This is a genomic window from Brevibacillus sp. SYP-B805 (assembly GCF_011059135.1).
Lineage (GTDB): Bacteria > Bacillota > Bacilli > Brevibacillales > Brevibacillaceae > Brevibacillus_F.
Genome location: NZ_JAALGD010000001.1, coordinates 242870 through 269771, shown reverse-complemented (window position 1 = coordinate 269771; position 26902 = coordinate 242870). Strand labels below are relative to the sequence as shown.

Annotated in this window: 25 protein-coding genes, 1 other RNA gene and 2 riboswitches; of the genes, 11 read left to right on the top strand and 15 right to left on the bottom strand. The window is 57.5% G+C overall.

Going from position 1 to position 26902, the window contains the following annotated elements; genetic code table 11:
- Positions 1-36 precede the first annotated feature (36 nt).
- From G3578_RS01305 to G3578_RS01290, 4 genes are all read left to right on the top strand, one after another.
- Positions 37-1776: an Rqc2 family fibronectin-binding protein gene (locus G3578_RS01305; protein WP_165207859.1), complete on the top strand. Its 1740-nt coding sequence runs from the start codon at positions 37-39 to the stop codon at positions 1774-1776.
- A gap of 196 nt (positions 1777-1972) precedes the next feature.
- A complete protein-coding gene (locus tag G3578_RS01300; protein ID WP_165207857.1) occupies positions 1973-2317 on the top strand; it encodes a DUF2512 family protein in 345 nt (114 codons plus the stop codon).
- A 38-nt stretch (positions 2318-2355) separates the two neighbouring features.
- Positions 2356-2769, top strand: a complete 414-nt coding sequence (locus G3578_RS01295) for a hypothetical protein (protein ID WP_165207855.1) — start codon at positions 2356-2358, stop codon at positions 2767-2769.
- A 204-nt stretch (positions 2770-2973) separates the two neighbouring features.
- The gene (locus tag G3578_RS01290) at positions 2974-4209 is read left to right on the top strand and encodes a stalk domain-containing protein (protein WP_165207853.1); all 1236 of its coding nucleotides are present in this window, start codon (positions 2974-2976) and stop codon (positions 4207-4209) included.
- A gap of 43 nt (positions 4210-4252) precedes the next feature.
- Here G3578_RS01290 and ssrS read toward each other — a convergent pair.
- Positions 4253-4444: non-coding RNA, 6S RNA (gene ssrS / locus G3578_RS01285), on the bottom strand.
- A gap of 248 nt (positions 4445-4692) precedes the next feature.
- On the opposite strand from ssrS, the gene G3578_RS01280 reads away from it, so the two are divergent.
- The gene (locus G3578_RS01280; RefSeq protein WP_165207851.1) at positions 4693-5658 is read left to right on the top strand and encodes a carbon-nitrogen hydrolase family protein; all 966 of its coding nucleotides are present in this window, start codon (positions 4693-4695) and stop codon (positions 5656-5658) included.
- A gap of 108 nt (positions 5659-5766) precedes the next feature.
- Here G3578_RS01280 and G3578_RS01275 read toward each other — a convergent pair whose 3' ends face one another.
- The 5 genes from G3578_RS01275 to G3578_RS01255 all read right to left on the bottom strand — a co-directional run bounded on the left by G3578_RS01275 (position 5767) and on the right by G3578_RS01255 (position 10641).
- Complete coding sequence (locus G3578_RS01275; RefSeq protein WP_165207849.1) at positions 5767-6534, bottom strand: enoyl-CoA hydratase/isomerase family protein; 768 nt, start codon at positions 6532-6534, stop codon at positions 5767-5769.
- Complete coding sequence (locus G3578_RS01270) at positions 6531-7706, bottom strand: CaiB/BaiF CoA transferase family protein (protein ID WP_165207847.1); 1176 nt, start codon at positions 7704-7706, stop codon at positions 6531-6533. Before G3578_RS01270 ends, G3578_RS01275 begins: the two co-directional genes overlap by 4 nt.
- A 263-nt stretch (positions 7707-7969) precedes the next feature.
- The gene (locus G3578_RS01265; RefSeq protein ID WP_206529397.1) at positions 7970-8311 is read right to left on the bottom strand and encodes a DUF4870 domain-containing protein; all 342 of its coding nucleotides are present in this window, start codon (positions 8309-8311) and stop codon (positions 7970-7972) included.
- Between the two features lie 464 nt (positions 8312-8775).
- The gene (locus G3578_RS01260) at positions 8776-9660 is read right to left on the bottom strand and encodes a DMT family transporter (protein WP_165208383.1); all 885 of its coding nucleotides are present in this window, start codon (positions 9658-9660) and stop codon (positions 8776-8778) included.
- A gap of 36 nt (positions 9661-9696) precedes the next feature.
- A complete protein-coding gene (locus G3578_RS01255) occupies positions 9697-10641 on the bottom strand; it encodes a GntR family transcriptional regulator (RefSeq protein ID WP_165207845.1) in 945 nt (314 codons plus the stop codon).
- A gap of 131 nt (positions 10642-10772) precedes the next feature.
- Here G3578_RS01255 and G3578_RS01250 point away from each other — a divergent pair, with 131 nt between their 5' ends.
- Entirely contained in the window at positions 10773-10943 is a 171-nt protein-coding gene (locus G3578_RS01250; RefSeq protein ID WP_165208381.1) for a YjzC family protein, read from the top strand.
- 39 nt (positions 10944-10982) lie between these two features.
- Here G3578_RS01250 and G3578_RS01245 read toward each other — a convergent pair whose 3' ends face one another.
- The gene (locus G3578_RS01245) at positions 10983-11228 is read right to left on the bottom strand and encodes a hypothetical protein (protein ID WP_165207843.1); all 246 of its coding nucleotides are present in this window, start codon (positions 11226-11228) and stop codon (positions 10983-10985) included.
- A gap of 89 nt (positions 11229-11317) precedes the next feature.
- Between G3578_RS01245 and G3578_RS01240 the strand changes: the two genes are divergently transcribed.
- The gene (locus G3578_RS01240; protein ID WP_165207841.1) at positions 11318-11848 is read left to right on the top strand and encodes a DUF309 domain-containing protein; all 531 of its coding nucleotides are present in this window, start codon (positions 11318-11320) and stop codon (positions 11846-11848) included.
- A gap of 29 nt (positions 11849-11877) precedes the next feature.
- Here G3578_RS01240 and G3578_RS01235 read toward each other — a convergent pair whose 3' ends face one another.
- Positions 11878-12546, bottom strand: coding sequence for a CPBP family intramembrane glutamic endopeptidase (locus G3578_RS01235; protein ID WP_241254394.1), 669 nt, complete (start codon positions 12544-12546; stop codon positions 11878-11880).
- Positions 12547-12727: 181 nt separating this feature from the next.
- Between G3578_RS01235 and G3578_RS01230 the strand changes: the two genes are divergently transcribed.
- Together G3578_RS01230 and G3578_RS01225 are read left to right on the top strand one after the other, a co-directional pair.
- Positions 12728-13945 carry an MFS transporter gene (locus tag G3578_RS01230; RefSeq protein WP_165207839.1) on the top strand — a complete coding sequence of 406 codons (1218 nt, stop codon included), beginning with the start codon at positions 12728-12730 and terminating at the stop codon, positions 13943-13945.
- Between the two features lie 96 nt (positions 13946-14041).
- Positions 14042-14515 carry a CcdC family protein gene (locus G3578_RS01225; protein WP_165207837.1) on the top strand — a complete coding sequence of 158 codons (474 nt, stop codon included), beginning with the start codon at positions 14042-14044 and terminating at the stop codon, positions 14513-14515.
- Positions 14516-14574: 59 nt separating this feature from the next.
- Here G3578_RS01225 and G3578_RS01220 read toward each other — a convergent pair whose 3' ends face one another.
- Complete coding sequence (locus G3578_RS01220; protein WP_165207835.1) at positions 14575-15753, bottom strand: MalY/PatB family protein; 1179 nt, start codon at positions 15751-15753, stop codon at positions 14575-14577.
- A gap of 407 nt (positions 15754-16160) precedes the next feature.
- Between G3578_RS01220 and abc-f the strand changes: the two genes are divergently transcribed.
- On the top strand, positions 16161-17807 hold the full coding sequence (gene abc-f / locus G3578_RS01215) for a ribosomal protection-like ABC-F family protein (RefSeq protein ID WP_165207833.1): 1647 nt from the start codon (positions 16161-16163) through the stop codon (positions 17805-17807).
- Positions 17808-17860: 53 nt separating this feature from the next.
- Here abc-f and G3578_RS01210 read toward each other — a convergent pair whose 3' ends face one another.
- Together G3578_RS01210 and G3578_RS01205 are read right to left on the bottom strand one after the other, a co-directional pair.
- A complete protein-coding gene (locus G3578_RS01210) occupies positions 17861-19156 on the bottom strand; it encodes an MFS transporter (RefSeq protein WP_165207831.1) in 1296 nt (431 codons plus the stop codon).
- 108 nt (positions 19157-19264) lie between these two features.
- Entirely contained in the window at positions 19265-20587 is a 1323-nt protein-coding gene (locus tag G3578_RS01205; protein WP_165207829.1) for a homoserine dehydrogenase, read from the bottom strand.
- 173 nt (positions 20588-20760) lie between these two features.
- Positions 20761-20866: riboswitch (SAM riboswitch) on the bottom strand.
- Positions 20867-20933: 67 nt separating this feature from the next.
- Positions 20934-21039: riboswitch (SAM riboswitch) on the bottom strand.
- Between the two features lie 148 nt (positions 21040-21187).
- On the opposite strand from G3578_RS01205, the gene G3578_RS01200 reads away from it, so the two are divergent.
- The gene (locus G3578_RS01200) at positions 21188-22027 is read left to right on the top strand and encodes an alpha/beta fold hydrolase (protein ID WP_165207827.1); all 840 of its coding nucleotides are present in this window, start codon (positions 21188-21190) and stop codon (positions 22025-22027) included.
- 10 nt (positions 22028-22037) lie between these two features.
- Here G3578_RS01200 and G3578_RS01195 read toward each other — a convergent pair whose 3' ends face one another.
- The 4 genes from G3578_RS01195 to glpK form a co-directional block, all read right to left on the bottom strand.
- A complete protein-coding gene (locus G3578_RS01195; RefSeq protein ID WP_165207825.1) occupies positions 22038-22712 on the bottom strand; it encodes a uracil-DNA glycosylase in 675 nt (224 codons plus the stop codon).
- Positions 22713-22855: 143 nt separating this feature from the next.
- On the bottom strand, positions 22856-23416 hold the full coding sequence (locus tag G3578_RS01190) for a glycerol-3-phosphate responsive antiterminator (protein ID WP_165207823.1): 561 nt from the start codon (positions 23414-23416) through the stop codon (positions 22856-22858).
- Between the two features lie 24 nt (positions 23417-23440).
- Entirely contained in the window at positions 23441-25102 is a 1662-nt protein-coding gene (locus G3578_RS01185; protein ID WP_165207821.1) for an FAD-dependent oxidoreductase, read from the bottom strand.
- A gap of 188 nt (positions 25103-25290) precedes the next feature.
- Positions 25291-26835 (bottom strand): glycerol kinase GlpK, encoded by a 1545-nt coding sequence (gene glpK, locus G3578_RS01180; protein ID WP_165207819.1) that lies wholly within the window; start codon positions 26833-26835, stop codon positions 25291-25293.
- Positions 26836-26902 lie beyond the last annotated feature (67 nt).

Sequence of the window (26902 nt, the reverse complement as noted above, 5' to 3'; positions counted from 1 at the left end):
GCGACGCCCGGGCGAGTGCTACCGAGGTGATTGGTTATGGCCTTTGACGGCGTTGTCATGCGTGCGGTCGTCCATGAGCTGCAAAAATTGACCGGCAGCCGCATTTCCCGCATCCATCAACCCCATGCAAGCGATATCGTCTTACATATCCGGGCACAGGGAGAAAACCTGAAGCTGCTCCTCTCCGTCAACCCGACTTACCCGCGCCTGCATCTGACCACGGAGGAGTTCGTCAATCCGCAGGAAGCGCCGATGTTCTGCATGCTGCTGCGCAAACATTGCGAAGGCGGTGTGATCGAATCCATTGCCCAGGTGGGAATGGAGCGCATTGTCCATATCGACGTGAGAACGCGCGACGAACTGGGGGATGCCGCCCTCAAGCGGATCATCGTCGAGATCATGGGCAAGCACAGCAACATCATCCTGACAGATCCCGCCAGCAACACGATTCTGGACAGCGTCCATCACGTCTCTGCGGCGGTCAGCCAATACCGGCAGGTGCTGCCCGGAAGGACGTATGTGGCTCCCCCCGCCCAGAACAAACGCAACCCGCTGCTGGTAACCGAGCCTGACTTCATCTCGGCCCTGGACTGGAACAGCGGGAAATGGGACAAACAGCTGGTGGACGCCTTCAGCGGCATCAGTCCCCTCTTGGCCAAGGAAGTGGTTCACCGCGCCGGCCTGCCCACCCGGGAACGGCTGTGGGCATCGTTCTCCCAACTGATGGACGAGGTGAAGCGGCATCAATACCTCCCCAACATCGTGGAGAGCAAGGAGAAGGCGGCGTTCTCCGTGACCGAACTGACCCATCTGCCGGACGGCAGTCGCGCCGTTTTCGCGTCGGTCAGCGCGTGCCTGCAGGCATTCTATGCCGCCAAGGCGATGCGCGATGTGGTGAAGCAGAAGGTGCACGACCTGATTCGCATCGTCACCAGCGAAAAAAGCAAGAACGAGAAAAAGATCGAGAAGCTGAAGCAAACCCTGGAGGAAGCCAAGGAAGCGGAACGCTACCGGCTGTACGGGGAGCTGATCACGGCCAACATGCACCGGATCAAACGGGGCGACGCTGAGCTGCAGGCGGTCAACTGGTACGACGAAAACGGCGGCACGGTCACCATTCCCCTGGACCCGTTAAAATCGCCGTCCGAAAATCTGCAGGCCTACTATAAACGCTACAACAAGGCAAAAAGCAGCGTGCGGATCGTCACCGAGCAGATCGCGCTGGCGGAAGAGGAGATTTTGTATCTGGAAGGGCTTTTGGTCCAGCTCGAACACGCCACCCTGCAGGATGCGGAAGAGATTCGCGAAGAGATGGTGGAGCAGGGCTATGTCCGTGACCGCCAGAAGCGACATGGCAAAAAGAAAAAAGAGCTGCGGCCGGAGCTGGATCTTTACTATTCCAGCGAAGGCATCCCGATTCTTGTCGGCAAAAACAACAAGCAGAACGATTATCTGACGAACAAGCTTGCCCTGCCGCATGAAACCTGGCTGCACACCAAGGATATCCCGGGCTCCCACGTGGTGATTCGCTCCCGGGAGTTTGGGGAACAGACGCTGCGCGAAGCGGCCATGCTCGCCGCCGTTTTCAGCAAAGCCAGACACGGCAGCCAGGTCCCGGTGGATTACACGCTGGTGAAACACGTGAAGAAACCAAGCGGCGCCAAACCGGGATTCTGCATTTATGAACAGCAGCGCACCCTGTTTGTCACCCCGGATGAAAGCATCGTGCAGACATTAAAGGCAAACCGCCCCGCCGGAGAGGAAAAAAACGCATAAGCAGACCGGTTCTGCCCATACTAAGAGCATCGAAAACGTGGCTGGTGCAAGCCTGCAGGCGCAGGGCTTCCTGGCTGCCCGAGCAGGATGCGCAGGCGTCGGTGCTGCCAGCGGGACGTTGGCGCATGCAGCAGATCCCTCGGGTTGGCAGGACACATGGAGAAGCTCCTGCCGCCCAAAACGGAGGTGTAGCCGCATGAACCTCTTGTGGAAGCTCGCGGCAAACGGAATCATCGTCATTCCCGGTCTGCTGTGGTCCGGTACCACGCTTCCCTTTGCCGTATGGGCCTTTCTTGGGTTGAGCCTGTTCTCTTATCTGGTCGGCGATCGGGTGATCCTGCCGAAGACAAACAATACGTTTGCGAGCTTCGCCGATTTTCTCTTGTCATTCTCCCTGCTATGGACGGCCAGTATCGTTTTTCTGCAGACGTTCAGCTTGTCCGGACTGTTTCTCACCTCCTTCGCACTGTCCGTGGTCGAATATCTGTACCACAGCTACCTGCTGCGCCAAAGCATCGACCATACCAGGCAGCCGGGATAACCATGCCCTACTTATTTCCTGACAACGGAGGATGTTCGATGAACGTAATCGGAATTGTGCAGACGGACTTAAATGAATTTAATATCCTGTTTGATCAGGGACAAAATCATCAATCCCAGCAGGGAAGCGGCCAAAACCAACATCAGCAAAACGGCGGCAGCGGTCAGCAGAACAGCAGTGACGACAATTCCGGCATCTTTAATCTGTTGAACGACGACGATTCGCAAAATCAGGCTCTCACACAGCAAAATCAGGGGCCGCAGGAGATGACGGTACGCATCAAGGGAATTCCCGAGGGAGAGAAAGCCACGTTCCTGCAGATGTATCAAATCATCCAGGACGCCAAAGCCACGCAGGACATCGAGCAAAAATGCACGGTGATCAGCCGCGGGGACGAACAGGGGCAAACCCAGCAGCAAGGGCAGGATCTAAGCATTCCGGGCATGCAGTAAAACTACCCCACCGACTTAAACTAACGCTGTTGTCGGCGGGGGCCCCCGACCCTTAAACTTTCCTAAATACGAATAGAGGGCGAAGCCGGAAGCATGCCGGTTCGCCCTTTTTCCATTTATTTCCCTCATGAAAACAGTGGGCAAACCGCCTGCAGTTCCGCTAAGATGAAAACGATACATAGCTCGTTGAAAGGAATGCATGCGATGCTGCCGAAACGGATAACCGCACTCTCCCTCAGCCTCTCCCTGTTTGCGCTCGCCTCCTCTGCTCCCGCCACGGCGGCAGGCATGATCCACGTCAGCTACAACGGCAAAGCGATCCAGTTTCCCGATCAAAAGCCGGTGATTCAAAACAGTCGGACGCTTGTGCCGATTCGCCCGATTGCGGAAAGGCTGGGGTTTGCCGTCAGCTGGAATGGCAAAAGCCGCACCGTGACCATCTCAAAAGGTGCAAATCAAGTCCAATTGACCATCGACCGCCAGACAGCCCTGCGCAACCATCAACCCATCCTGCTGGATACCCCCGCCAGAATCATGAACAGCCGAACGATGGTGCCGATCCGTTTCATCGCCGAGGCGCTGCAATATCAAGTGAGCTGGGCAGCCGCGCAGCAGAGCGTCCTCATCGCCGACAGAGTGGCATTCGGCCGGATCGGATCTCTTACCGTTTATCAGGATGAGCTGGACAACATGTGGCGCATCTTCACCATGTTTGCGCTGGGCAGCCAAAGCGTTCCGTATGCCTCGCCATTCAAGGAACGCCTGACAGCGGATACGATTCTCCTCCGCTACCTGCAGGCGCAGCACAGCGATCAAATCAAGGTGAACGACGCCGAACTCGCCCAATATGTAACCACGATGAAAGCCCTCGCGCAGCATCGGTTCTATGGCAGCGATGCGGGCTTGAAGCAGGCGATGGCACAAGCGGACATCAGCGAACAGGATTTGCGCGATTTTGCCCTGCTTGACCTGTACATCGCCGCCTGTCTGAAACCCACCATCCAGGAAACGGCGCTGACGGCCTATTATCAGGAGCATCCAAACGATTTCCTGATCGCATCCGTCCGCCACATCCTGGTGGATACGGCAGACGAAGCGAACGACATCCTCCAGCGTTTGGATGACGGCGCAAACTTTGCCGCGCTGGCCAAGGAACGGTCCAAAGATCCCGGCAGCAGGGAGAACGGCGGCTTGTATGCCAACGTTCCGGTTGACGACCATTGGGTGGCATCGTTCCGGCAGGCGGTGCTGACCCAGGAGGTGGGCAAAGTGGGAATGCCGGTAAAAAGCGAATACGGCTATCACGTGATCCTCGTGGAAAAGCGGAGCGTCCTCCCCTATGCCGACGTGCGGGATCAGGTGATGGCAAAGGTGTTGGCCGCAAAGAAACAGGCGCTGCGCGCAGAGATCATGCAGCAGTTTACCCCCGCCCGACCGTAACAGACAAAAACCCGGAGCTGTCCGCTCCGGGTTATTTGTGCGTAAATACCCCGCTCTGCCGTCCGCCCCATGTTTCTTAACCCGCACCTAGCAGGTGGGTGACCCGTCTGTGGGCTCTGCCTTCCCATGCGTCCGCAAGCGGAGGTGGGCCTGACATACCGCACAGAGTTCTGTCTCCCTCGAAACAGTCATCGGTTAAAAAATCGAAAGGGCCTAACGTACATCGCAGGACAAGTCCGTGAACTTGTGAACACCTTTATACTACCACAACAAAAGCTGCGGAAACAACGCAAAATCTTACCTTCCCACGCGCGTTTTCCCCGGTTTCCCGACAAGCATGCAACAGACTGCAGCATTTATATGCGGCAGATGCTGCTGGATGGTGGATAAACCGTCAAATTGGATGAGTACAGCCAGACAAGTTTGATTTACCATTAAGATACAAAAATAAGAATATTTTGTTTATAAAGGGGGAGAAAGAAGATGAGTAACCGCCAAAATGCCGTTCGCGTGGCTGTTGTTCAGGCTGCCTCCGTCATCATGGATCGTGAGGCGACTGCCAAAAAAGCTGTCTCTTTCACGTTGGAAGCAGCGGAAAAAGGAGCGAATCTGGTCGTTTTTCCCGAAGCATTTATTCCCGCCTACCCACGAGGGCTTACTTTTGGGACGAAAGTGGGAAGCAGGTCACCCGAAGGCCGAAGAGATTGGCTCCGCTATTGGGAAAACTCGGTTCCCGTGCCGAGTGAAACAACGGAATGGCTGGGAGATGCCGCTCGAAAAGCCGGTGTCTATCTCGTAATTGGAGTAATCGAAAGAGACAACGCGTTTAGCGGTGGTACCCTCTACTGCTCCGTCTTGTTTTTCGGACCGGATGGAACATTGCTTGGCAAACACCGCAAACTGAAGCCGACCGCTTCCGAGAGAATCATCTGGGGCGAAGGAGACGGAAGTACGCTGCCTGTTTTTGATACGCCATATGGAAAAATCGGGGCATTGATTTGCTGGGAAAACTATATGCCATTGGCAAGGGCAGCCATGTATGCCAAAGGCGTTCAGATTTATATCGCCCCTACTGCGGATGCAAGGGATACATGGCAATCTACCATTCGGCATATCGCATTGGAAGGGAGATGTTTCGTTTTATCGTGCAATCAATATGTGACAAAGGACATGTATCCCACCGATTTAGCCTGCTATCACGAATTGGAATCATCCGAATTCGAGATGAGCAAAGGGGGAAGCGCCATCGTCGGGCCTTTGGGGGAGTATCTTGTTGAACCCGTTTACGGCCGGGAAGAAATCCTGATAGCCGATCTTGACTTGCGGCTCATTGCATCCAGCCAATTTGATTTTGACGTCGTTGGGCATTATGCCCGACCAGATGTATTTCAGCTGCTTGTCAATGAAGAGAAGAAAGAGAGCGTAAAATGGTTCAATCATTTCCGATGACAATTGGACGGGTCACACAGGGATACTTCCGCATCACGGACGTGGTGATGGGCATGGAAAAACAGGAGCACCCTGCCCGGCCATAGCTGCCGGACAGGTGCTCCCCGCTTATTTCTTCAATCTGGCCTTGACCAGCGCTTGAAACTCCGGCTGTTGAATCAGCCGCGGCTGCGTTTCCTTCTCCCATGCCAGCGCTTGCTCCAATGTCATCTCCGGCGATCGCATGATGCCTTCTTTCACTTTCTGCAGGGCGTCCTTGGGCAGGCGGAGAAGGGCCGCAGTCAGCCTGTCCACTTCCGCCTCCAGCGCGTCAGCCGCAACCGCCTTGTAGATCAGTCCGATCCGCTCCGCCTCTTTGCCGGAGAGCTTTTCACCCAGCATGGCAAGCCGCTTTGCCTGCGCCATCCCGACCAGACGCGGCAGCAGATACGTCCCGCCGAAATCGGTGGCAAGCCCGATGTGGACAAAAGGCTCCTGCAGCACCGCCTCTTCGGCAGCCAGGACGAAATCGGCATGCAGGGCCAGATTTAGGCCTGCTCCAACCGCCGCTCCCTGAATCACGGCCACGACCGGTTTCGGCATGTGGTGAAGCTGTGTCAAAAAGCCGTTGATCACACGCAGCACCTCGTCTGCCTGCTCCGCCCCGGAAATGGCGGCGAGAACGCCAAGGTCGGCACCCGAGCAGAAGTGGCCGCCGGCTCCGCGCAGATGGACCACGCGGGCAAGCGGCTCTGCGGCAGCCTGCCCGATCGCTTCCGCCAGCTCGTGAAACATGGGAATGGTAAGAGCATTCAAGACGTGGGGCCGATTGAGCGTGATGGTAAAGACCCCATCGGCCAGGTGTGTGAGAACGGTTTTGCTTCCTGTTTCGCTCATAGGGTTGCTGCCTCTCCTTTTGCGATGATTCCGCTTTGCGCGTATTGTTCCAATTGTTTGTCGGTGCACTGCAATTTGGTGCGCAGCACCTCATAGGTATCCGCCCCGCAGACGGGAGGGGGCGTCATCCTGTCCACGGGCCGTATCTGTTCCGCGCGCACCTGCAGGATCTCGCGGCCCTGCCCGAACGGAAGGGAGAAGACAAGTCCCCGGCCGGTGATATACGGGCTCTCCCGCCACGTATCCATCTCTTCCACGGCTGTCAGGCAGCAGTCCACTTCGCCGCCCAGTTCGCTCCATTCGCTCTGCGTACGGGTCAGAAAAAGCGCTTTCATCTCTTCGTAGATCTCCGGATTGGCTGCAATGCTGGTATCCGCAAGCGTCTCCCAGTCATCCCGCCCGACCGCCCGGCAGAAATTATGCCAGAACTTCTCCTCCAGCGCCGCCAGCGCCACAAAGCGTCCATCCGCCGTTTCGTACACCTGGTAATTGAGCAGGCCCTTCAACAGCGGTCCCAATCCGTCATAAGCCTCTTCCTGCGCCATCGCGGCATGGACGCCCATCCAGGAAGCGAGCAGATCCGCCGCGGCGATGTCGAGATACGCGCCTTTCCCAGTCCGGAAACGCTGGACGAGCGCCGCGCAGATTTGCTCGGCTGCGTGCCCGCCGGCTGCATAATCGGCCACGGGCACTTCCGATACGACGGGGCGTCCTTCCGCATCGCGGTTGGCCGACAGGAACCCGCTCACCGCTTGATAATTCAAGTCGTGCCCCCCCAGCTGGTGCATCGGGCCGGACTGCCCGTATCCGGAAAGCGAGCAGTACACCAGGTCCGGCTTCGCCTGCTGCAAAGACTCGTAATCCAATCCCAGATGCTTCATCACCCCGGGCCGGTAGCTTTCCACCACCACATCCGCTTGCGACGCCAGCGCGAATGCGAGCTCTCGGCCAAGCGGTGCCCGCAGATTGAGCATCACGCTTTTCTTGTTGCGGTTGGCGCTCAGGTAGACCGCCCCGGTTCCGTTTACCTGGGGATGGTGCGTCCGCCCCGGATCCCCTTCCGGAAAAGCTTCGATCTTGATCACCTCCGCCCCCAGATCCGCAAGACGCATGGTACAATACGGCCCTGGCAGAAGGCGCGTAAAATCAACGACCGTAATGCCGGTTAACATCAACTCCCTCCTCTCCGCACATGCTCCTTATCTATTTCGCTGCCAGGACGTACCAATCCTGTTAATGAATAAAAAACCCTACCGACTATAGCTTTGCTCAACCCCCAATAGTGAAGATTGCCTTCGAAGCTGATTCCGATTACTTTTCAGGAACCCCTAAAAATCGTGTCGGCGCGGCCCCTGTCCTATCGTGCATCGCTTGGGAAAAAGAAAATCCGCCCGCCGCAAGTCTGCACCGCGACGGACGGCATCTATCCGTAGTCTTACTTGACAAAGCGGATATTGAGGGGGTACCGATACGATTTTCCCTCGCTGGCCCGGATCGCGGCGATAATCACCACCACCACCCAGAAAATGCCTACGACGACAAACAGCAGGAATCCGATCAAAACAAACATCAACAGCCAGCTGATCACCGCGTAGATCGTCACGCTGATGCCAAAATTGAGCGCTTCCTTCCCCTGCTCGTTGACAAATGGCATCTCTTCCCGCTTGATCAGCCAGATCACCAGCGGACCCAGAATGTTGCCAATCGGAATGATAAAACCGGATAACGCCGATAAATGGGCAATCATGCCCCAGGTACGCTCATCTTTGGTTGGCATACGGTTCCTCCTTTGTGATTTTTTCCATATCTATATTATTATAGGCGATCCCCAATTTTCCCACAAATGCGAAAAAGCGCCAAACCGGCGCCTTTCCGCAACCAAACTTAGTAGTCAAAGCCCATGTGCGAGTCCACAAACCTGTGATGGCCGTGGTGGAAGGAAGACATGGAAGAGTCGTACCCGAAGGATGAAGCGTGAGAAGAGGAATCGTGGTGCCTGCCATGTGTGCGATACCCGTGACATTTGGTTTTGTAGTAGGGAACGTAATGGCATACTTTTTTGTAATGCTTTTTCTTGCAGCACTTTTTGCAGTGGCATTTCGTGTGACAGTGGGACTTTTTGCATCCGCAGCTCATTTGGTTCACCCCCTCATTCCTTTACATCTACAAGGTATGATGATCGGGGGTATGCGGAATGGTACATCCGTCCAATCCATGCAAAAATCAGCGTCTATCCACCCATCAGGCCTGATTCGCCACAGAGGAGATGCGTTCCTTTTTCTCCGCCCACAGGACGCCGGACAGCACCAGCAAGCCGCCGACGAAGGTCTTCCAGGTCAATGCTTCGCCCAGCAGGACGATCGAAGTGATGACACTGATGACCGGCAAGGCATTCAGGTACAAGCCGGCTTTTCCCGCCGAGACGGATTCCATGGCGCGGTTCCACAGCCAGTAAGCCAGGATGGTAGGCCCGACAACCAGTACGGCCAGGCTGACCCAGCCTTTCGGGGTAACCGCGGGAAGACCGGACACCCCGATTTCCACCAGCGTGAACGGCAGGATCATCATCGCGCCGATCCCAAGCGTGAGGGCGGTAAACAGTTCGCTTGGCAAGGCCGCCTCTCCCTGCGGTTTTTTCATTTGCACCACATAGAAGGCCCAGATCATGTCGCTGGCCAGCACGAGGAGATCGCCCAGCAGGGTACCGCCGCCCGCTCCCGCCGGATGGACGGTGATGAGCAGCACGCCCGCGAGTCCGAGCAGCAGTCCTCCCCATTGCGGGATGGTGATCTTTTCCTTCAGGTACAGAGCGGCCAGCAGGATCGTGCATAACGGCAGGGAGGCGGAAATGATGCTGTAATTCACCCCGCTTGTCAGCCCGATGCCCAGATAATTGAACAGAAAGTATCCCGCCACACCGGTAAAGGAGAGAGAACACATCCGCAGCCACGGCACGGAAGGAGATGTTTCAGTTTCCCGCTTCGCTTTCATCCACGCGTACGGAAGAAAGAACAGGCTGGCACAAAAAAGGCGCAAAAACATCAGGGTAAACGGCGGCATTGATTCCAGCGCCCATTTGGTCGGCGCAATCGTGATCCCCCACAGGGCGACCGCGACTAACAGCATGGCGTTTGCCTTATTCAAGTCGTTCCCTCTCTCTCCTTATTGACTGACAATCTTGCGCAGTTCGATGATGCCGTGATGGTCGGGAATTTCTCGGAATTCTTTGACTTTTGGCAGTGTCAGCAATTGCGGCCGCGTCATGTATCCCGGCTTCGAGATGTACACCACGTCACAGTTGGCGATCAGGTCAAACACATCGGGGTGGTTCGCCTCGATGGTCCGCAAGTCGAGATGGGTGATCCCCGCATTGTGCAGATCGGCGATCATCCCTTCCGCCCCGCGGATGGTGGCGCAGATCAGGCCAACTTTGGTGTTGCGCGGATAGGCGTCCACGGCGGGAATCACCACGGTCGGATCAGGAATGAAATCAAGGCTGACGATCGGCGGTGCCTCCCGGGGCAAAACCTGTTTCAGGCGAGGCGTCACGGACGGATGGACGACGATGGCCTTGTATTCCTGCAGGAAGTGCGTATCCGACCCCAGCCGCTCCCAAAAAACATCCAGGGTCCAGCCTTCCACCATCACGCTCGGCAAGTGATACTGCACCAGGCGGCAATATTCTGCCAATTCCAATTCCGTAAAGCGCAGGAAGAGAACCGGCAGCTGGTTGATCTCCTGGCTTACCGCAGCGAGCACCCGCGTATATTCCTCCAGCGTATACCCCATCGCCTTCACCTTGTGCAGCGTCTCTTTTGCCAGCAGGGCAAGGTGTGCCGGATTCCGGGTCAGCAGCGGATCGTTGACCAGATTGCTCACGATGGTTCCGCGCCCCTGCCGCGAATCGACGAGCCCTTCCTGCTGAAGTCGGAGGTAAACGCTTCTGACCGTATTGTAGTTGACATGGAGATGAGCGGCCAGTTCCCGCACGGTAGGCAGCTGCGAATGCGGTGGCAGTTCGCCGCTCCGGATCAGGGAGGCAATTTGTTGATAAAGCTGCTCATGGTAGGAGATATTGGACTCTTTCTGCAGGCTGACGCGCAGCATAGCTTCCTCCTGATCAAACTTTTGATTTCAATACTAATTCAATAAAGGGTCTGGCGTCAATCACCCGTTGAGGGATGAAGGGGCGGGCAGGGGACATACTAATGACGGACAGCGAAAGCGAGGTGAGCGATGTGGGAGAACGCAGCCGATTCAAGCCCGGGGAAAAGTCGCCCAAAAACGGGGTGTACATGGAGATCGGAGAATCCGGGGCAAGCGTCCAGGACCCGATGATCGTCGAGCTGGGCAAAGGGGAAAGATTTCCCGCCACACGCAACAAAAACCGCGTCTGGACCCAGAAATAGCCCCGCAAGCAAGGAGAGACCACCTTCGTGGCCTCTCCGTCATGCGTTCCCCTCTTCGTCCTCTTCTTCCCCTTCCAGGTCGTCTCCTTTCAGATAGATAACCGTTACCCCCAGACTCTCCAGCAGCGCCAGCACTTCCCGGTTCAGCTGTTCATCGTACAGCAGGCCGATCCCTTCCACCAGCTCGAGCTCTTCCAGCTCCCCGGCTTCCGCATCCTCGATCAGTTCGATCACCTCCGTCATTTTCTTCTCCTGCAAAAGAGCCACCAGTTCATCTCTTGTCATGGTTCACACTCCGTCTCTGTATTTGGGTAGATCAATATGTTTATATTCTTTTATAATAAAGGAAAAATGAAGCAAACAGGAGAACCCTCATGTATCCGGACGCATATCTGCTGTATCTCGCCCATTTCCATGGCGATCGCGATTATTTTGAATGTCACGAAATTCTGGAAGCATACTGGAAAGCGCAGCCTGCTCACAAGCGTTCCGCCGTGTGGGTCGGTCTCATTCAGATTGCGGTGGCGCTGTACCATCAGCGGCGCGGCAACTTCGCCGGGGCGGCCAAGATGATGGCCAGCGCAATCCGCATTCTGCAGGGCTGCGAGGAGGAGGTCCGCAAGCTCGGATTGCACGCCGCCCGGTTGATCCGGCTGTTGACCGGCAAGCTGGAAGCGATCCGGCAGCAGCTGCCCTATGAAAGCTTCCAGCTTCCCATCGCGGACCCCGGCCTGCTGGAGTTGTGCCGGAACTTGTGCGCAGAGCGGGGGATGGTGTTTGGGCAGGCAAGCGATCTGACAAACCCGCAGTTGATCCACAAGCACACCCTGCGCGACCGCAGCGAGGTGATCCGCGAACGGGAGGAAAGCCTGAAGCGCAGGCAGGCGGGTCAAGCGGACGGATAGGCCGCCCGTCGGACATCCCGTTTCCCTTCTTAACCGAGTATCCAAAGAAACAGCGCGACCATAATGCCCACGTCCGCCACCAGATGGCTGATCCATGTCGGGTAGACGGATGGATACCGATGCTTCATCCATGCCCAGAACAATCCCGTCCAAAAGACGAGAACCGTTGCAAGAAGCCCCCATCTCCATCCAAACAGCACGGTGCCGAGAATCAGATGGTACAGCGCAAAAAAGAAGCTGCTGAGCAGCATGGCCTGTACGCGCGGCAGGACATCCGTCAGCCGCTGCAGCACAAATCCCCGCCACATCAGTTCTTCCAGAAAGGAATTGACCACGATCATATAGCCGGCAAACAGCCATTTCCCCTGTTCGGTCAACCCCCAGTGGACCAGGATGGCACGGACGCGCTCCGGCTGAATGCCGGCTCGGATGAGCAGCCAGAGTCCCCCCATCGCCAGAGCGCCCAGCAGCACGCCGCTGGCCGCCCCGATGGCTAGTCCGGCCGTGCCGCCGCGCAACCCCGTCCAAGCTTCCCTCCAGTGACGCCGGATATCCCCTTCCCGCCATCCGTGCGCCAGCGGAATCCCCAACAACACCGCGACATGAAAGACAACAAAGGTCGCCAACAGGCTCTGCCTCACCAGCAGGCCGTAGACAAGGGCCAGTGTGGCGCAGAACCCATAGCAAACGAATAACAAGACAGAACCTTTTCTCTTCAGGGAAAACCGATCCTTTCCGTTTGACTGCTGCAAGGCTGCTCCGGCTTGATACGACACCTGTTTGGCTTCAACAGACAGTAGGCAATGGGCGAGCGGAATGGTATACTGGGTGTCGCCTGTCAAAATTCATTAAGAAGCATGCAAAAAGGAGGCAGCCCCAGTGATTTTCCGCCATCGATCCTTTCTCCTCCTGATGACCGGAGAAATGATCGCCTGCACCGGTCTGTGGGTTTCGATCATCGGCAATCTGTCGTTCATGCAGCACCTCGTCCCGTCCGATTTTCTCAAGGGACTGATCCTGATGAGCGGCATGCTGGTCAGCATCCTCTTTTCCCCGAAGGCCGGCGTCGTGATCGACCGTTATGACAAGCGCAGGATCATGCTGATCGCCATCCTGCTGCGGTGCATCAGCCCGCTTTGCATGTTTCCCGCGCTCGCCCATGACTCGATTGCGTGGATGGTTGCCTCTCTGATTATTATGCAGACGAGCGATGTCTTTTATTTCCCGGCCGTCCAGGCGGCTATCCCGGCCATCCTGCCGCCAGGGGAACTCATGAAAGCAAACAGCGTTTACATGATTGTTGCCACCTTGTCCCGCATAGGCGGAACCGCTCTCGGCGGCATCATGGCAGCCTCCATGGAGCTGTCAAGCCTTTACACGCTGTCGATCATCGCCTACGCCTTTCTGGCGATCGTTACCCTCTGCCTGCATATTCCGCAGCTGGATCAAGGGGCCGTACAGCAGAGGGAAACCATCCAGTTCCGCGAAATCTTCACCCAGATGCGCAAGGAGCCTGCCGTCATCGTGGGCCTGGTCAATCTGGGCATGATCACCCTCTTTCTTGGCGGATTCAACCTGTTGGTCCTGCAATTCAGCCAATTCCAGCAGCGACCGGAACTGATGGGCTGGATCTACAGTGTGGAAGGCACGAGCATCCTGGTTGCCGGCCTTGCAGCCAAGCGCCTGATCGGAGAAAGGAACCTGGTTGCCACCTCCACATGGCTCGTTTGCGTGTTTGCCCTCGCGGAATTTGGCATGTCTGTCGCGGGCAATCTCTATGTGGTACTGGGCTCGTTTGCCTTGTTTGGCGCAACGGTCGCGTTCTTCTTTCCGGCGATCACCACCATCTTTCAGAAACGACTGCCCGAACATACGCACGGCCGCTTCTTCTCTTTTCGGGACATGTACGAACGAACCCTGTTTCTGGTGGCCGTTGCCACCACGGGCGCATGTCTGGATTTGCTGGGGATCGCCCGGTATATGCTGTGCATCGGCGGCATCACCCTGCTCTGCGCTGGCGTTATGCTGGTCTACGGCAAGCGAAAGCGGGCAGATGTCCGTCCGCCCGGGCCGGTTCAACCCCCTGTTACCATATAGCTGCCCCGGCCTGCCAAATCGACAGTTGTGAATTTGCGGGAAATGTGTAGACTAGAGGGTAGATGCGAAAGCATGTGAGAAAGGGAGTAAGGCAGCATGACGTCTTTATCTATGGCATCACTGGGGATCATCGTCCCATTGCTGATGGCGACCTTTGTCATCATGATCCGGATGCGTGCGGCAAAGAAGCCGGTCTCGGCCCGTAAAATCATTCTTCCCCCGCTGTTCATGTCAACCGGATTCATCATGTTTCACTTTCCGGAGGCCATCACTCCTCTCCCTTACGATATCCTGGCCTTTCTGGTCGGCATGGTCCTGTCCATCCCGCTGATTCTCACTTCCAAATTCGAGATCGTTGGGCAGGATGTGTACCTCCGGCGGTCCAAAATCTTTTTTGTCATTCTGCTGGGTCTGTTGATCATCCGCACCGCCATCAAGCTGTGGATTGGCGATGCGTTTACACCCATGCAAACGGGCGGGCTGTTTTTCATCCTCGCCTTCGGTATGATCCTGCCATGGCGTGTCGCCATGCTGTTCATGTATCAGCGGTTGATCAAAAAGCAAATCTGAAGGGATGGAAAAAACGAGTGGGAAGCACCACTCGTTTTTTTGCAGGAAACTTCCATCTTTTATCGCTCCTTCAGCGCCCGTTCCATGCGCACAAGCCCTTCCGCCAGCGTGGCCCGCGGGCAGGCCAGGTTGATGCGCAGAAACCCTTCTCCCTCCTTGCCGAACGTGGAGCCTTCATTGAGTGCCACTTTTGCCTTCCGGTACATCCACTCCTTGATCTCAGGAGCGGTCATTCCCAGCTCCCGGCAGTCGAGCCAGACAAGATAGGTGCCTTCCGGTTTGACCGGCTTAATGGTGGGCATATGCTTGGCGAGATAGTCGGTCAGATAGTCGAGATTTCCCCTGATGTAGGACATCAGTTGAGACAGCCACGCCTCCCCGTGCGTGTAAGCCGCCACCACCGCCGCACCGGCGAAATAATTTTGTATAAAGAGATGCAGGGCATGCAGCGTATGGGTATAAGCCCGGCGCCATTCCGCGTTGGGAATGATCACGTTTGCCGTCTGCAGCCCGGCCAGATTGAACGTTTTGCCCACGGAGATGCAGGTGATGGTGTTCATCGCGATCTCTTCCGACAGCGAGGCCGCAGGAATGTGCCGATACCCGTCGTAGACGAGATCGCTGTGAATTTCATCCGACACCAGAATCACCTTGTGCGCGAGGCAAAGCTGCGACAGCCGCAGCAGTTCCTCCCGGGTCCATACCCGCCCCACCGGATTGTGCGGGCTGCAGAGTATCAGCATCTTCGCTCCGGCCTCCAGCTGCCGCTCCAGATCCTCGAAATCCATCTCGTAGCGGCCATGCCGCAGAACTAGCGGGTTTTCCACCACTTCCCTGCCGTTTTTCCGGATCACGTCAAAAAACGGCGGATAGACGGGCGGCTGGATCACCACCCGATCCCCCGGGGCGGTCAGCGCCATCACCAGCATGCTGATCGCCGGAATGACCCCCGGCGCATGCACCAGCCATTCCTGCCGGATCTCCCAGCCATGCCTCCTCTTCATCCAGCCGCCGACCGCCTCGAAGTAGGAGTCCGGATTCACGGCATAGCCGTAAATGCCCAGTTCCGCCCGTCTCGTTACCGCCTCTACGACCTCCGGCGGCGCCGGAAAATCCATGTCCGCCACCCACAGGGGAATGAGATCCGGCTCCCTGGAAACCTTTGCCATCAAATCCCATTTCACCGAATGGGTATTTCTGCGTGGAATCACGCGATCGAAATCATAGAGTTGATTCATCGCTTTTTCCTCCCCTTATCCGCTGGCGCTCAGGCCGACAATACCTTATTTTACCACACTCTCCCTGAAAACGCAGATTGCCATGTCTTCCCCGCTGTGGTATAGTCACGCTAACTTTTCCTGAAAGGTGGTATCCATCTCCGACATGGACACGTTGTTTGTATTCTAATGTTCCTATGCAAATAGGCGTAGAATGCAGACGCTGCTTGCCTGCAAGCAGCGGGTAAGGGCTTGGTCTGTCCGCAAGCCGTTATCCGTCCAACGTGATCCCTGCGGAGAAAGGAACCGATGTCAACGGAACCGTGTTGCTGCGGTTGATGTGTGTGCATCTGTTTATTCAGCCGTGGGTGCGTCTGCACTCACGGCTTTTTGCATGCCATTTGACCATGTACACGGAGAGTGATTCGATGCTGACGCTTGCTTTTCATGCGGTGCACAAATCGTTTGGTGACCATATCGTTCTGCAGGATGTTTCCTTTCATCTGCACAAAGGGGAAAAAGCCGCGCTGGTGGGTGCAAACGGCGCCGGAAAATCCACCATCTTGAAAATCGCGCTGGGCGCGTGCGAACGGGACAGCGGCGATATTCTCCTCGCGCCGCATTGCGAGATCGGCTACCTTCCCCAGGTGGTGGCATCTCACGAAAAACAAACCGTCGAACAGCTGATCCGGGAGTCGCAGCGGGAGCTCGTCGCCCTGGAAAAACGGCTGCAGGCGTTGGCAGCCACGCTGCAGCACCTGCCTGCATCCGCAGCCGAAGCGGTCCTGGCCGAATACGGCGAGCTGCTGGAGCGTTTCGAGCGGCGAGGCGGCTATGAGATCGAACACCGCACGGCATATGTGCTGCAGGGACTCGGTCTCGCCCATCTGCCGAAAGACCGGCGGATCGCCACGCTCTCCGGCGGCGAGAAAACACGGGTGGGGCTTGCCGCGCTCCTGATCAGTTCGCCGGATCTCCTGCTGTTGGATGAACCGAGCAATCATCTGGATCTGACCGCGATTCGGTGGCTCGAATCGTATCTCAAAAGCTTTCAGGGGGCGCTGCTCTTTTCTTCCCATGACCGGCGCTTCGTCAATGAGATCGCCACGAAAATCATCGAGATCGATGAGCATAGCCACAGTGTCACGGTTTATCCGGGGAATTACGATCAGTATCTGTCCCAAAAACGGAAAGAACGGGCCGAATGGGAGGAACGGTACGAGCGCCAGCAGCGGGAGATCAAACAGCTGAAACAGCGCATCAAGGAGAAGGCTTATCGGGTGGCCCATCAGCGCAGCCCCAGGGATAACGACAAGTTCGCCCCGCATTTCTTCGAGGAACGGGTGCAGGCGACCATTTCCCGCAATATCAAGGCGGCGGAACAAGCGCTGGAGCGCATCCTGGCGGCACCCGTTCCCAAACCGCCGGACCCCTTGCAGTTCCGCGCAGATTTTGTTCCGGAAGAGCTGTCAAGCGATTCCGTGCTGACCGTCTCCGGCCTCTGCAAAACGCTGGACGATGGCCGCCCGCTGCTGCGAGACATCAGCTTTTCGCTTGAGGCCAACAGCCGGATCCTGATCCAGGGGGCGAATGGGTCGGGGAAAACGACCCTGCTCAACATCCTCGCGGGGAAAACCGTCCCGGATGCGGGCAGCGTTACGCTCTCCCCCCAGGTGACCATCGGCTATTTCGAGCAGGAATTTTCCCCCGCTGATCCTGCCGAAACCCTGCTCGACGCGTTTCGCAAGGACCTCGTTGGCTACCGGGAGGACCATATCGCCCTATTGCTCTCCTACGGACTCTTCCGCTATGAAGAGTTACAGAGGAAAATCGGGAGCGTAAGCCCGGGGCAGTACCGCAAGCTGCTGCTCGCCCGCCTGCTGGCATCGAAGGCCAATCTGCTCCTGATCGATGAGCCGACCAACCACCTCAGTCTGGACATTCTGGAAGAGCTGGAGTCCGCTCTTGACCGTTTTCCCGGGCCGATCATCGTGGTCTCCCATGACCGCTGGTTTCGGGAACGGTTCCGCGGAACGGTCTGGCAGCTTGCTGACGGCATGCTGCAGACGGGTTGAACAAACAAAGAGGCTGCCCCCATCATGGCGGGGTAGCCTCTTCGTTTGTTCGTTTACTGGCTGTGGACGTAGCGCATCGCTTGCGGCCGCCTGATCCGCAGGACGAGCGCGGATGCCGCCATGCAGAAAAAGCCGGCCGCAACAAACGTCGCTTCATAGTTCCCCAGCCAGGTGTGCATCACGCCTCCGCCATACGCGGCAGCGGCGGCTCCGACCTGATGGGACGAAAAGATCCAGCCATACATGATGCCCGCTTTTTCCTTGCCGAACACGTCCGTTGTCAAACGCACGGTAGGCGGAACGGTCGCCACCCAATCCAAGCCGTAAAAGACGATAAACAGTCCGAGGCCGTAATGCGCTTCCTCCAGCGCATAAGGCAGGCCCAGGAGCGCTAGACCACGCAGCCCGTAATACCAGAACAGCAGCCAACGGTTGTTGTACCGGTCGGACAGCCAGCCGGACACCATGGTGCCGATCATGTCAAACACCCCGATGGTGGCCAGCAGGCTGGCCGCCATCACTTCCGGCATGCCATGTTCCATCGATGCCGGGATCAAATGGGTGCTGATCAGACCGCTTGTGGTAAGTCCGCAGATAAAGAAGCTGCCGGCCAACAGCCAGAAGTTGGATGACCCGATTCCTTCCCGCAGCCCCCTCCAGGCTGCGGCGACCGGATTGCCGGTCTGGCGCGGCGTTTCCGTCTCCATCGTCCCGCCGTATGGGGCAAGCCCCAGATCGCTTGGACGCTCCCGCATCAGCAGCCAGACGACCGGAATCAACAGCATTGACGCTCCGGCCACCGTCCAGACAGCCGTCTGCCATCCGGCTTTCGTCACCAGATAGGCCAGCAGGGGCAGGAAGACAAGCTGGCCCGTCGCACCGCCGGCCGTCATCAATCCGATGACCACCCCCCGCCGTTTGACAAACCACCGATTGGCCACCATGGTGCCAAGCACCGTCAAAATCCCCCCGCTGCCCAGGCCGATGATCACACCCCAAAGGAAGGCAAACTGCCAGATCTGACTGATCAAGCTGGTCAGTCCGGTGCCCGCCGCCAGCATGCACAAGGAGGTGACCATCAGGCGCCGAATGCCGAACCGCTCCATAAACGCCGCAACAAACGGCCCTGACAAGCCGTACAGGAACAGGTTGATGGCGATGGCCCCGGAAATGCCGGCCCGGTCCCAGCCGAAATCATGTTCAAGCGGAACGATCAGGACGCCGGGTGTGGACCGGATGCCTGCCGTGACAATGATGGCAAGAAACGTCACGACCACGACCAGCCAGCCGTAATGGAGGCGGCGGGACTGCCCATCGCTTTCTTCCCTTTTGAGCTGCTCCGTCTTCAACCGCTTTCCCTCCTCCTCTCGGTTCTACCTTAACATTACCACGTGCGGTGTGACAGGAGATGATACGCTTTCCGGAGAAGGGTATATCCATTGGTTATATGGCTGGCCCTACTCGCTGAGCACCAGCTCTTTCCGGGAATCTGAAGCTGCTGGAGCCATGTCGGCCTCCTGCCCTGTGAGGAGAACCGGATAAATTTTGGCAGCAGTTCCCAGTCTATCGGCCGCCCGTTCCAATCGTTCCAATGAACCGGCACGGACCAAGAGCCCCAGGCGCAGCACCTCATGCTTATGAAACTCGGCATGCAGCTTTACCACTTCGATTCCCTCCCGATCCAATCCCTGCAGCACGCGGTGAGGATCGCGGTGCGACGGCGCCTCTTCCAGATAGAGAAACCAGGTGTCCCTCTTCCCGGACAATGTCTCCTCCCGGAACGCAGGCTCCACATGCTGCCATTCCGGCTGGGGGACAAAGGGCTGGGTCAAGAGATAAGCCAGGTCTTCCACCACCGCGCTGGCCGTGGGCAGCTCCCCCGCTCCCCGGCCCGTAAACAGCAGATCGCCGACGATATTGCCCGTCACCTGGATCCCATTGTACGCCTCTTCCAGCCCGGCGAGCGGATGGTCGGGCGGAAGCAGTGTCGGACTTACGGATAACTGCACGCCCGCCGCCGTATTTACCGCGCGGGCCAACAGCTTCACCCGAAAACCGAGCGCCCGGGCAGTCTGCAGTTCAGCGGCGGAAAGCTGCGAGATGCCCTTCCGCACGATGGCCTGCCACGCCACCGCCTTCCCGAACACAAGCTGGGACAGAATGTACAGCTTGTAGGCGGGGTCATAGCCCTCCACATCGGCGGTCGGATCCGCCTCCGCGAATCCCAGCTTCTGCGCTTCGGCCAACGCTTCCCGATAGCTGAGCTGATGCCGTTCCATCCGGGTGAGGATATAGTTGGTCGTGCCGTTGATGACGCCCTGGATGCAGGTGATCTCATTGGTCCGCAGGAATTGGCGCAAGACGGCCAGGATGGGGATGCCGCCGGCGACGCTCGCTTCATAGGCAAGGTGGACGCGATGCTGATTGGCAAGCCGGATCAGCTCACAGCCGTGCTTGGCCAGCAGCTCCTTGTTGGCGGTCACCACATGACAGCCATGCGCAATCGCCCGGCGCACATACGCTCCGGCCGGCTCCACGCCCCCCATCACCTCCACGATCACATCCGCGCCCGCCTCCAGTACGTCCTCGAAGCGCGTGGTCAGCAGGCTGTTCTCCACCGTCACCGGCCGTTCCTTGGCCGGATCGCGCACCAGAATTTTGACGATCTCCACCCGTTTGCCCAGCCGCTCCGCCAGCTTGTCTGCCTGCGAGCGGATCGTTTTGAGCACGCCGCAGCCTACCACTCCCAATCCCAGCAATCCCACGCGAATGTTTGCCATCTCTCTTCTTCCTCCCGTTTCAGCTATTAGAAAAACTCGGCTTGTCACCCAGTCCTAATGGCGAAAGCCGAAGTTTTTCTTATACTTTCAACCTTTATCGCGTTAGCGAATTTAAACTTTCTGAAAGTAAAAATAAAACCTTCTCCGATAAGAAGAAGGTCTCCACATCCCGCTTCTTATCTCTCAAGACGATACGCCTTGCAGGAATTGGCACCTTGTCCATGCCTGGACGGTTGCCGGGTTTCATCGGGCCAGTCCCTCCACCTCTCGCGATAAGAACCCATATGAAATTGGACATAACAAAAGCCTTCCCCGATAAGAAGAAGGCTGATCCGCTCATCACTTCCTCTTATCTCTCAGGACATGCATCCTGCAGGAATTGGCACCTTGTCAATCTCTTTGACGGTTGCCGGGCTTCATCGGGCCAGTCCCTCCACCTCTCGCGATAAGAATCCGGTTATGCTGTTCATGTGAATGGCTTCATTGTAAAGGAATGGCAGCCGAAACGTCAACATTATTTTTCCAAAGAGGCAGGTTGTCACGCCATTTCACGCGTGCTATAACTGCTTATAACAAATGACCGAAAACAGGGGGACGAACATGATGCAATCCGTGAAACGCTTTACATACAACGGTTTTACCACCGAATACTTCGATCTTGGCCCGGCGGATGCGCCCGCTATTCTCTTCCTCCATTCCATCCGCAGCACGAAGGAATTGTTTCGGCTGATCATGCCGGCGTTTCTTCCGCAGTACCGCCTGATCGCCGCCGATATTCGCGGGCATGGCGGTTCCTCCAGACAGGGCCCCTACACATTCGCGCAGGTGGTCGAGGACCTTGCGCACCTGCTGGACCACGAAACCATCAGGGAGATCGCGATCGTGGCCGCCTCTTTTGCCTGTGTGCCCGCCCAGCTGTTTGCCGCCACCTATCCGCAGCGCGTCCGGAAGCTGGTGCTCCTCGACGGGGGATTCTACAATCTGGGGGATTTGCCCGGTTTCCGCATCGACGCGCAGGTCAGAAAATACCAGCAAACGGTCTTTTCCACCCTCGACGACGTACACCGCGCCTTCGCGCGCCATCATCCCGGCTCGACGGTTCCGCCGGCCATCGCCGAAAGCGAGGTGGAGCCGGATGCGGACGGCCGCTACCGGTTCAAGCTGCCGGTGGAGGCGCTGGCCTCCTATTTTCAGGAATATGAGCGCTTTGACAGGGTTGCGCTCTTTTCCCGCCTTGCCTGTCCCGTGCTGCTGCTTCTTTCCGACGAAGAAAACATGCCGCTCGAGGAAGGAAAAACATTCCTTCGCCATGCGGCTGCGGATTATCTGTCCCGCACCCGGCAGGCGCGCGCCGTGAAGATTCCCGGTTCCCAACATCTCCTGATGCTGTCGCATCCGCAGGAAACGGTCTCCCATACTCTGCGCTTCCTGTCGGAATAACCGAACCTGCTTATCGATTCGGAATTTCCCAGTCAATCTCCTCGCGTCCGATCCGGCGCAGGAACTGATTGGCACGGGAGAACGGCCGACTGCCGAAAAAGCCCCGGTTCGCGGAAAAGGGGCTGGGATGGGGCGAACGGATGATATGGTGATGGGGGGCGGTAATCAGCTGCCCTTTTTCCTGGGCGTGCCTGCCCCACAGGATGAACACCACCGGCTCCTCCCGCTGGTTCAACAGCTCGATGACGCGGTCGGTAAAGATCTCCCACCCCATGCCCTTATGCGAATTGGGCGATCCCTCCCGCACGGTCAGGACGGTGTTCAGCAGCAGGACGCCCTGCTCCGCCCATTTCACCAGATAGCCGTGGTCGGGAATGGGGCAGCCGAGATCCTGCTGCAGTTCCTTGTAAATGTTCTGCAGCGAAGGGGGCACCGCCACGCCCGGCTTGACGGAGAAGCTTAACCCATGCGCCTGTCCCCGCCCGTGATACGGGTCCTGTCCCAGAATCAACACGCGCGTTCCGGCATACGGGGTATAGTGCAGGGCGTTGAAAATATCGTACATGTCGGGATAAACAACTCTGGTCTTGTACTCATGCATCAGGAACTGGCGCAGCTTCAGATAGTACGGCTTCTGAAACTCTTCCTCCAGCAAAGGTGCCCAATCGTTTTTCAAAATCGCCATACGCGGTTCCACACATCCTATTGCCTGGTTCGTGATTTTTTCCGATTCTATTATAACGGATGTCCGCAGAAAGAGGTACCGCGATGGCAAAGGTTGTACATACTGCTCAGGGCTCTCCCCTTTGATTCGCGAAGGGCGTTCTCTCATTTGTTGGGAGCCGCCCACAGTTCCTTTCGGGACGTCGTGACGGAGGTGGCCCCGGCCTGCAGCGCCCGCTCCACGTCCTCCCTCGTGCGGATCAATCCCCCCGCAATGATGGGGATCGGGATGCGCTGCGAGATTTCCCGGATCATCCGGGGGATTACCCCCGGCAGCACTTCCACGTAGTCCGGCTTGGTCCGCTCCAGCTGGGCAAGGCTGTTTTCCAGCGCCATCGTATCGATGAGAAAAAGACGCTGAATGGAAATGATGCCTTTTTTCCTTGCCGTCAGGATCACGTTGTTGCGGGTGGTGATAATCCCCTCGGGCCGGATTTCCTGGGCCAGGTATTCCGTGGCGTACTCGTCGGACTTCAACCCGTCGATCAAATCGGCATGCACAAAAATTTTTTTCTTGTGCTCCTTGGCACGGTTGACCACCGCTTTCAGCTGGGCGATATGGATGTTCAGCAAGACCAGCCGTTCAAATTCGCTGTCGAGCAGCTCGTCAAAATCTTTCAGGTTCCGGATCGCCGGCAGTATTTTCTGATGCAAACATCCTTCCACTAGCTTTCCTCCTCCTGCCCACTGTCAGGCCTCCCGCTCTTCCGGAAATGACACCGCCTCTGCATATTCCGCCTCCAGCATCTGCCGTTCGAGGGCCGTTCGATCCGGGGACCAGGCGAACCGTTCCGCCAACACGGCCAGTAGGGGTTCTGTCAGGGCGGGAAGCGTCTGGCGTTCGAAATAAAGGCGTCCCGTGCGGCGGAAGAGAAAATCGCGGAGATTGGTTACCATCTCTTCTTCCACGCCGTAATGGATTTCCGCGATCACCATCTGCAGGGCCGGATCGTCCGACACGGCAGCGAGTGTTTTCATCTTCTCCAGAATGATTTCGGCCTGGGTGCCGTATTTTCCTACCAGTTGGCGTATCCGTTCTTCCTCCACTCCGTCTGCAAGGTTCCGGACAAAAGCCGGAATGGCTTCCGGTGACGGGAAATGGCCGCCCGCCAGGACAATCCGGTCGGTCGTGCACGGTACGAACGCCCTGCCCTCTTCGGCGGCCAGCTGCTTCATGACCAGATCGACGATCCGCTGCGCCATTTTGCGGAAACCGGTCAGCTTCCCGCCGGCAATGGTGATCAAACCGGTCGGCGAGTGGAAGATCTCATCCTTGCGCGACAGCTCCGACGGCGATTTGCCGTCTTCATGGATCAACGGCCGCAATCCCGCCCAGCTGGAAGCGATGTCCGCCAGGGTCAGTTTGGCACCGGGAAACATATGGTTGACGGCTTCCAGGAGATACGCCGCATCCTCCCGCGTGGCGCGGGGCCGTGAAGTATCCCCGTCATAATTGGTATCGGTCGTGCCGATGTAGGTCACCCGATCGCGCGGGATGGCAAACACCATCCGGCCGTCCGGCACATCGAAATAGACCGCCTGGCGCAGCGGCAGCTTTTCATGAGGAACCACCAGGTGGACCCCCTTGGTCAGATGAAGCCGTTTGCCGGACAAGGAACCATCCTTCGCGCGCAGCTCGTCGGCCCACGGACCTGCCGCATTCACAATCCTGCTCGCATAGATCCGGTACTCCCTGCCGCTGATCCGATCGGCCGCTCTCACTCCCGTCACCTTTCCGTCCTGGTAGAGAAAATCGGTCACCATGGCATAATTGACGCAGGCCGCGCCGTAAGATGCAGCCGTTTTCAGCACTTCGATGGTCAGACGGGCGTCATCCGTCCGGTATTCGTAATACAGGCCCGCGCCTTTCAGAATATCCGAGCGCAAGAGCGGCTCCAGCGCGATGGTATCCTGCTTCGACAGCATGACCCGCCGTTCATCCTTCCTGACGCCGGCCAGATAATCATACAGCCAGAGGCCGAACGAGGTGGCCAGCCTGCCGTAGGTCCCCTTTTCCACGATCGGCAGCAACATCTTTTCCGGGATGACGATATGCGGCGCATTGCGGTACAGGATCGCCCTCTCCCGTCCCACCTCCCGGACAAGCTTCACGTCCCCCTGCTTCAAATAGCGCAGCCCGCCGTGAATCAGCTTGGTGGAACGGCTGCTGGTTCCCTGCGCAAAATCCTGCTTCTCCAAAAGCCCCACCGACAAGCCACGGACAGCGGCATCCAGCGCGATGCCGGCCCCCGTAATCCCGCCGCCGATCACCAGCAGATCAAGCTTGCGATCCGCCATGCTGCGCAAATAGGTTTCTCGCTTGAGGGTGGACAGTTTGTTTGCTTCCTTCACGTTGACATCACCTCTTTGTCCCCGCGGACGGGTACCGGTATGAAAGAAAAAACAGCTAACGAACAAAAGGGAATGGCTGCATGCCCTCTTGCCATTAGCTGTACTCCAATCTTCTCCACAGCATGATTAACTTGTGTTTACGACATAACGGAACGCGCTCAGACGGACCCGGGGGTGCATGCCTGGCATCAGGTCAGCTGTTCGGCCGTCACTTTGCCCGCTTCATCGCCGCCGCTCTTTGGCAGCTTGTAGCCCATCGTGGCTTCGACGGCTTTCTTCCAGCCGGCGTAGAGCGCTTCACGCCGCTCTTTGTCGAGCTGGGGGGTAAACGTGCGCTCCACCACCTTGTTGTTGATAATGTCCTCCTTGCTGTTCCAGTAATCGACGGCAAGGCCTGCCAGATAGGCGGCGCCCAGCGCGGTGGTTTCGTTGACGCGGGGACGCTCCACAGGCGTGGCCAGGATGTCTGCCTGGAACTGCATGAGGAAGTTGTTGGCGACCGCCCCGCCGTCTACAGCCAGCTTCTGCAGCTTGATGCCGGAGTCGGCTTCCATGGCTTCCAGCACATCCCTCGTCTGGTAGGCGAGCGATTCGAGCGCGGCGCGAATCAGATGATCCTGCGTCGTGCCGCGCGTCAGCCCGAAGATGGCGCCGCGCGCTTCCATATCCCAGTAGGGCGCGCCCAAGCCGACGAAGGCGGGCACCAGATAGACGCCATCGGTGCTGTCAACGGCCAGCGCATGCTTTTCCGAATCGGCCGCCTTCTCGATCAGCTTCAGGCCGTCGCGCAGCCATTGGATGGTGGCGCCTGCGACGAAGATGCTGCCTTCCAGCGCGTATTCCACTTTGCCGTCGACGCCCCAGGCAATGGTGGTCAAGAGGCCGTTTTTGGAGGCGACCGCCTTTTCGCCCGTATTCATCAGCATGAAGCAGCCGGTGCCGTATGTATTCTTGGCTGCCCCTTCCGTAAAGCATGCCTGCCCGAACAGCGCCGCCTGCTGATCGCCCGCGATGCCGGCGATCGGGATCTCCACGTCAAACAGCGTGGGGGAGGTAAAGCCATAGATCTCGCTGGAAGGTCTGACGCGCGGCAGCATGCTGGCCGGCACATTGAGCATGCGCAGCAGCTCTTCATCCCACTCCAGCGTATGAATGTTAAACATCAGGGTGCGGGACGCATTGGAGTAATCGGTGACATGGACGGCGCCGTTGGTCAGTTTCCAGACCAGCCAGGTATCGATGGTGCCAAAGAGCAGATCGCCTTTCTCCGCCTTCTCTCTTGCCCCTTCCACGTGATCGAGGATCCACGTCACCTTGGTGCCGGAGAAGTAGGCGTCGATCAGCAGGCCGGTCTTCTGCCGTACGAGCGGATCGTACCCTTCTTCTTTCAACCGGTTGCAAATCTCGATCGTCTGACGGCTCTGCCAGACGATGGCGTTGTAAACCGGCTTGCCGGTGTGCTTATCCCAGACGACCGCAGTTTCCCGCTGGTTGGTAATCCCGATACCCGCGATCTCCTCGGGCTTGACGTGATTCTCCAGCAAAACCGCTTTCAACACTTCCAGCTGCGATTCCCAGATCTCTTCGGCATTGTGTTCCACCCAGCCCGGCTTCGGATAGAGTTGGGTAAATTCTTTCTGAGCCACGCCGATGATCGCCCCGGACCTGTCGAACAGAATGGCCCGGGAGCTTGTTGTCCCCTGATCCAGCGACAGCATATACCGCTTTTCCATCCTTGCAATCCCTCCTGGCATTATTTATAATAATTCTCAATTCATACTTATTTTTTATTTTTGGCAG

Coding starts and splice junctions, on each gene's coding strand:
- G3578_RS01305 (WP_165207859.1), top strand. CDS start 37: ATGGCCTTTGACGGCGTTGTCATGCGTGCGGTCGTCCATGAGCTGCAA.
- G3578_RS01300 (WP_165207857.1), top strand. CDS start 1,973: ATGAACCTCTTGTGGAAGCTCGCGGCAAACGGAATCATCGTCATTCCC.
- G3578_RS01295 (WP_165207855.1), top strand. CDS start 2,356: ATGAACGTAATCGGAATTGTGCAGACGGACTTAAATGAATTTAATATC.
- G3578_RS01290 (WP_165207853.1), top strand. CDS start 2,974: ATGCTGCCGAAACGGATAACCGCACTCTCCCTCAGCCTCTCCCTGTTT.
- G3578_RS01280 (WP_165207851.1), top strand. CDS start 4,693: ATGAGTAACCGCCAAAATGCCGTTCGCGTGGCTGTTGTTCAGGCTGCC.
- G3578_RS01275 (WP_165207849.1), bottom strand. CDS start 6,534: ATGAGCGAAACAGGAAGCAAAACCGTTCTCACACACCTGGCCGATGGG.
- G3578_RS01270 (WP_165207847.1), bottom strand. CDS start 7,706: ATGTTAACCGGCATTACGGTCGTTGATTTTACGCGCCTTCTGCCAGGG.
- G3578_RS01265 (WP_206529397.1), bottom strand. CDS start 8,311: ATGCCAACCAAAGATGAGCGTACCTGGGGCATGATTGCCCATTTATCG.
- G3578_RS01260 (WP_165208383.1), bottom strand. CDS start 9,660: ATGCTGTTAGTCGCGGTCGCCCTGTGGGGGATCACGATTGCGCCGACC.
- G3578_RS01255 (WP_165207845.1), bottom strand. CDS start 10,641: ATGCTGCGCGTCAGCCTGCAGAAAGAGTCCAATATCTCCTACCATGAG.
- G3578_RS01245 (WP_165207843.1), bottom strand. CDS start 11,228: ATGACAAGAGATGAACTGGTGGCTCTTTTGCAGGAGAAGAAAATGACG.
- G3578_RS01240 (WP_165207841.1), top strand. CDS start 11,318: ATGTATCCGGACGCATATCTGCTGTATCTCGCCCATTTCCATGGCGAT.
- G3578_RS01225 (WP_165207837.1), top strand. CDS start 14,042: ATGACGTCTTTATCTATGGCATCACTGGGGATCATCGTCCCATTGCTG.
- G3578_RS01220 (WP_165207835.1), bottom strand. CDS start 15,753: ATGAATCAACTCTATGATTTCGATCGCGTGATTCCACGCAGAAATACC.
- abc-f (WP_165207833.1), top strand. CDS start 16,161: ATGCTGACGCTTGCTTTTCATGCGGTGCACAAATCGTTTGGTGACCAT.
- G3578_RS01205 (WP_165207829.1), bottom strand. CDS start 20,587: ATGGCAAACATTCGCGTGGGATTGCTGGGATTGGGAGTGGTAGGCTGC.
- G3578_RS01200 (WP_165207827.1), top strand. CDS start 21,188: ATGATGCAATCCGTGAAACGCTTTACATACAACGGTTTTACCACCGAA.
- G3578_RS01195 (WP_165207825.1), bottom strand. CDS start 22,712: ATGGCGATTTTGAAAAACGATTGGGCACCTTTGCTGGAGGAAGAGTTT.
- glpK (WP_165207819.1), bottom strand. CDS start 26,835: ATGGAAAAGCGGTATATGCTGTCGCTGGATCAGGGGACAACAAGCTCC.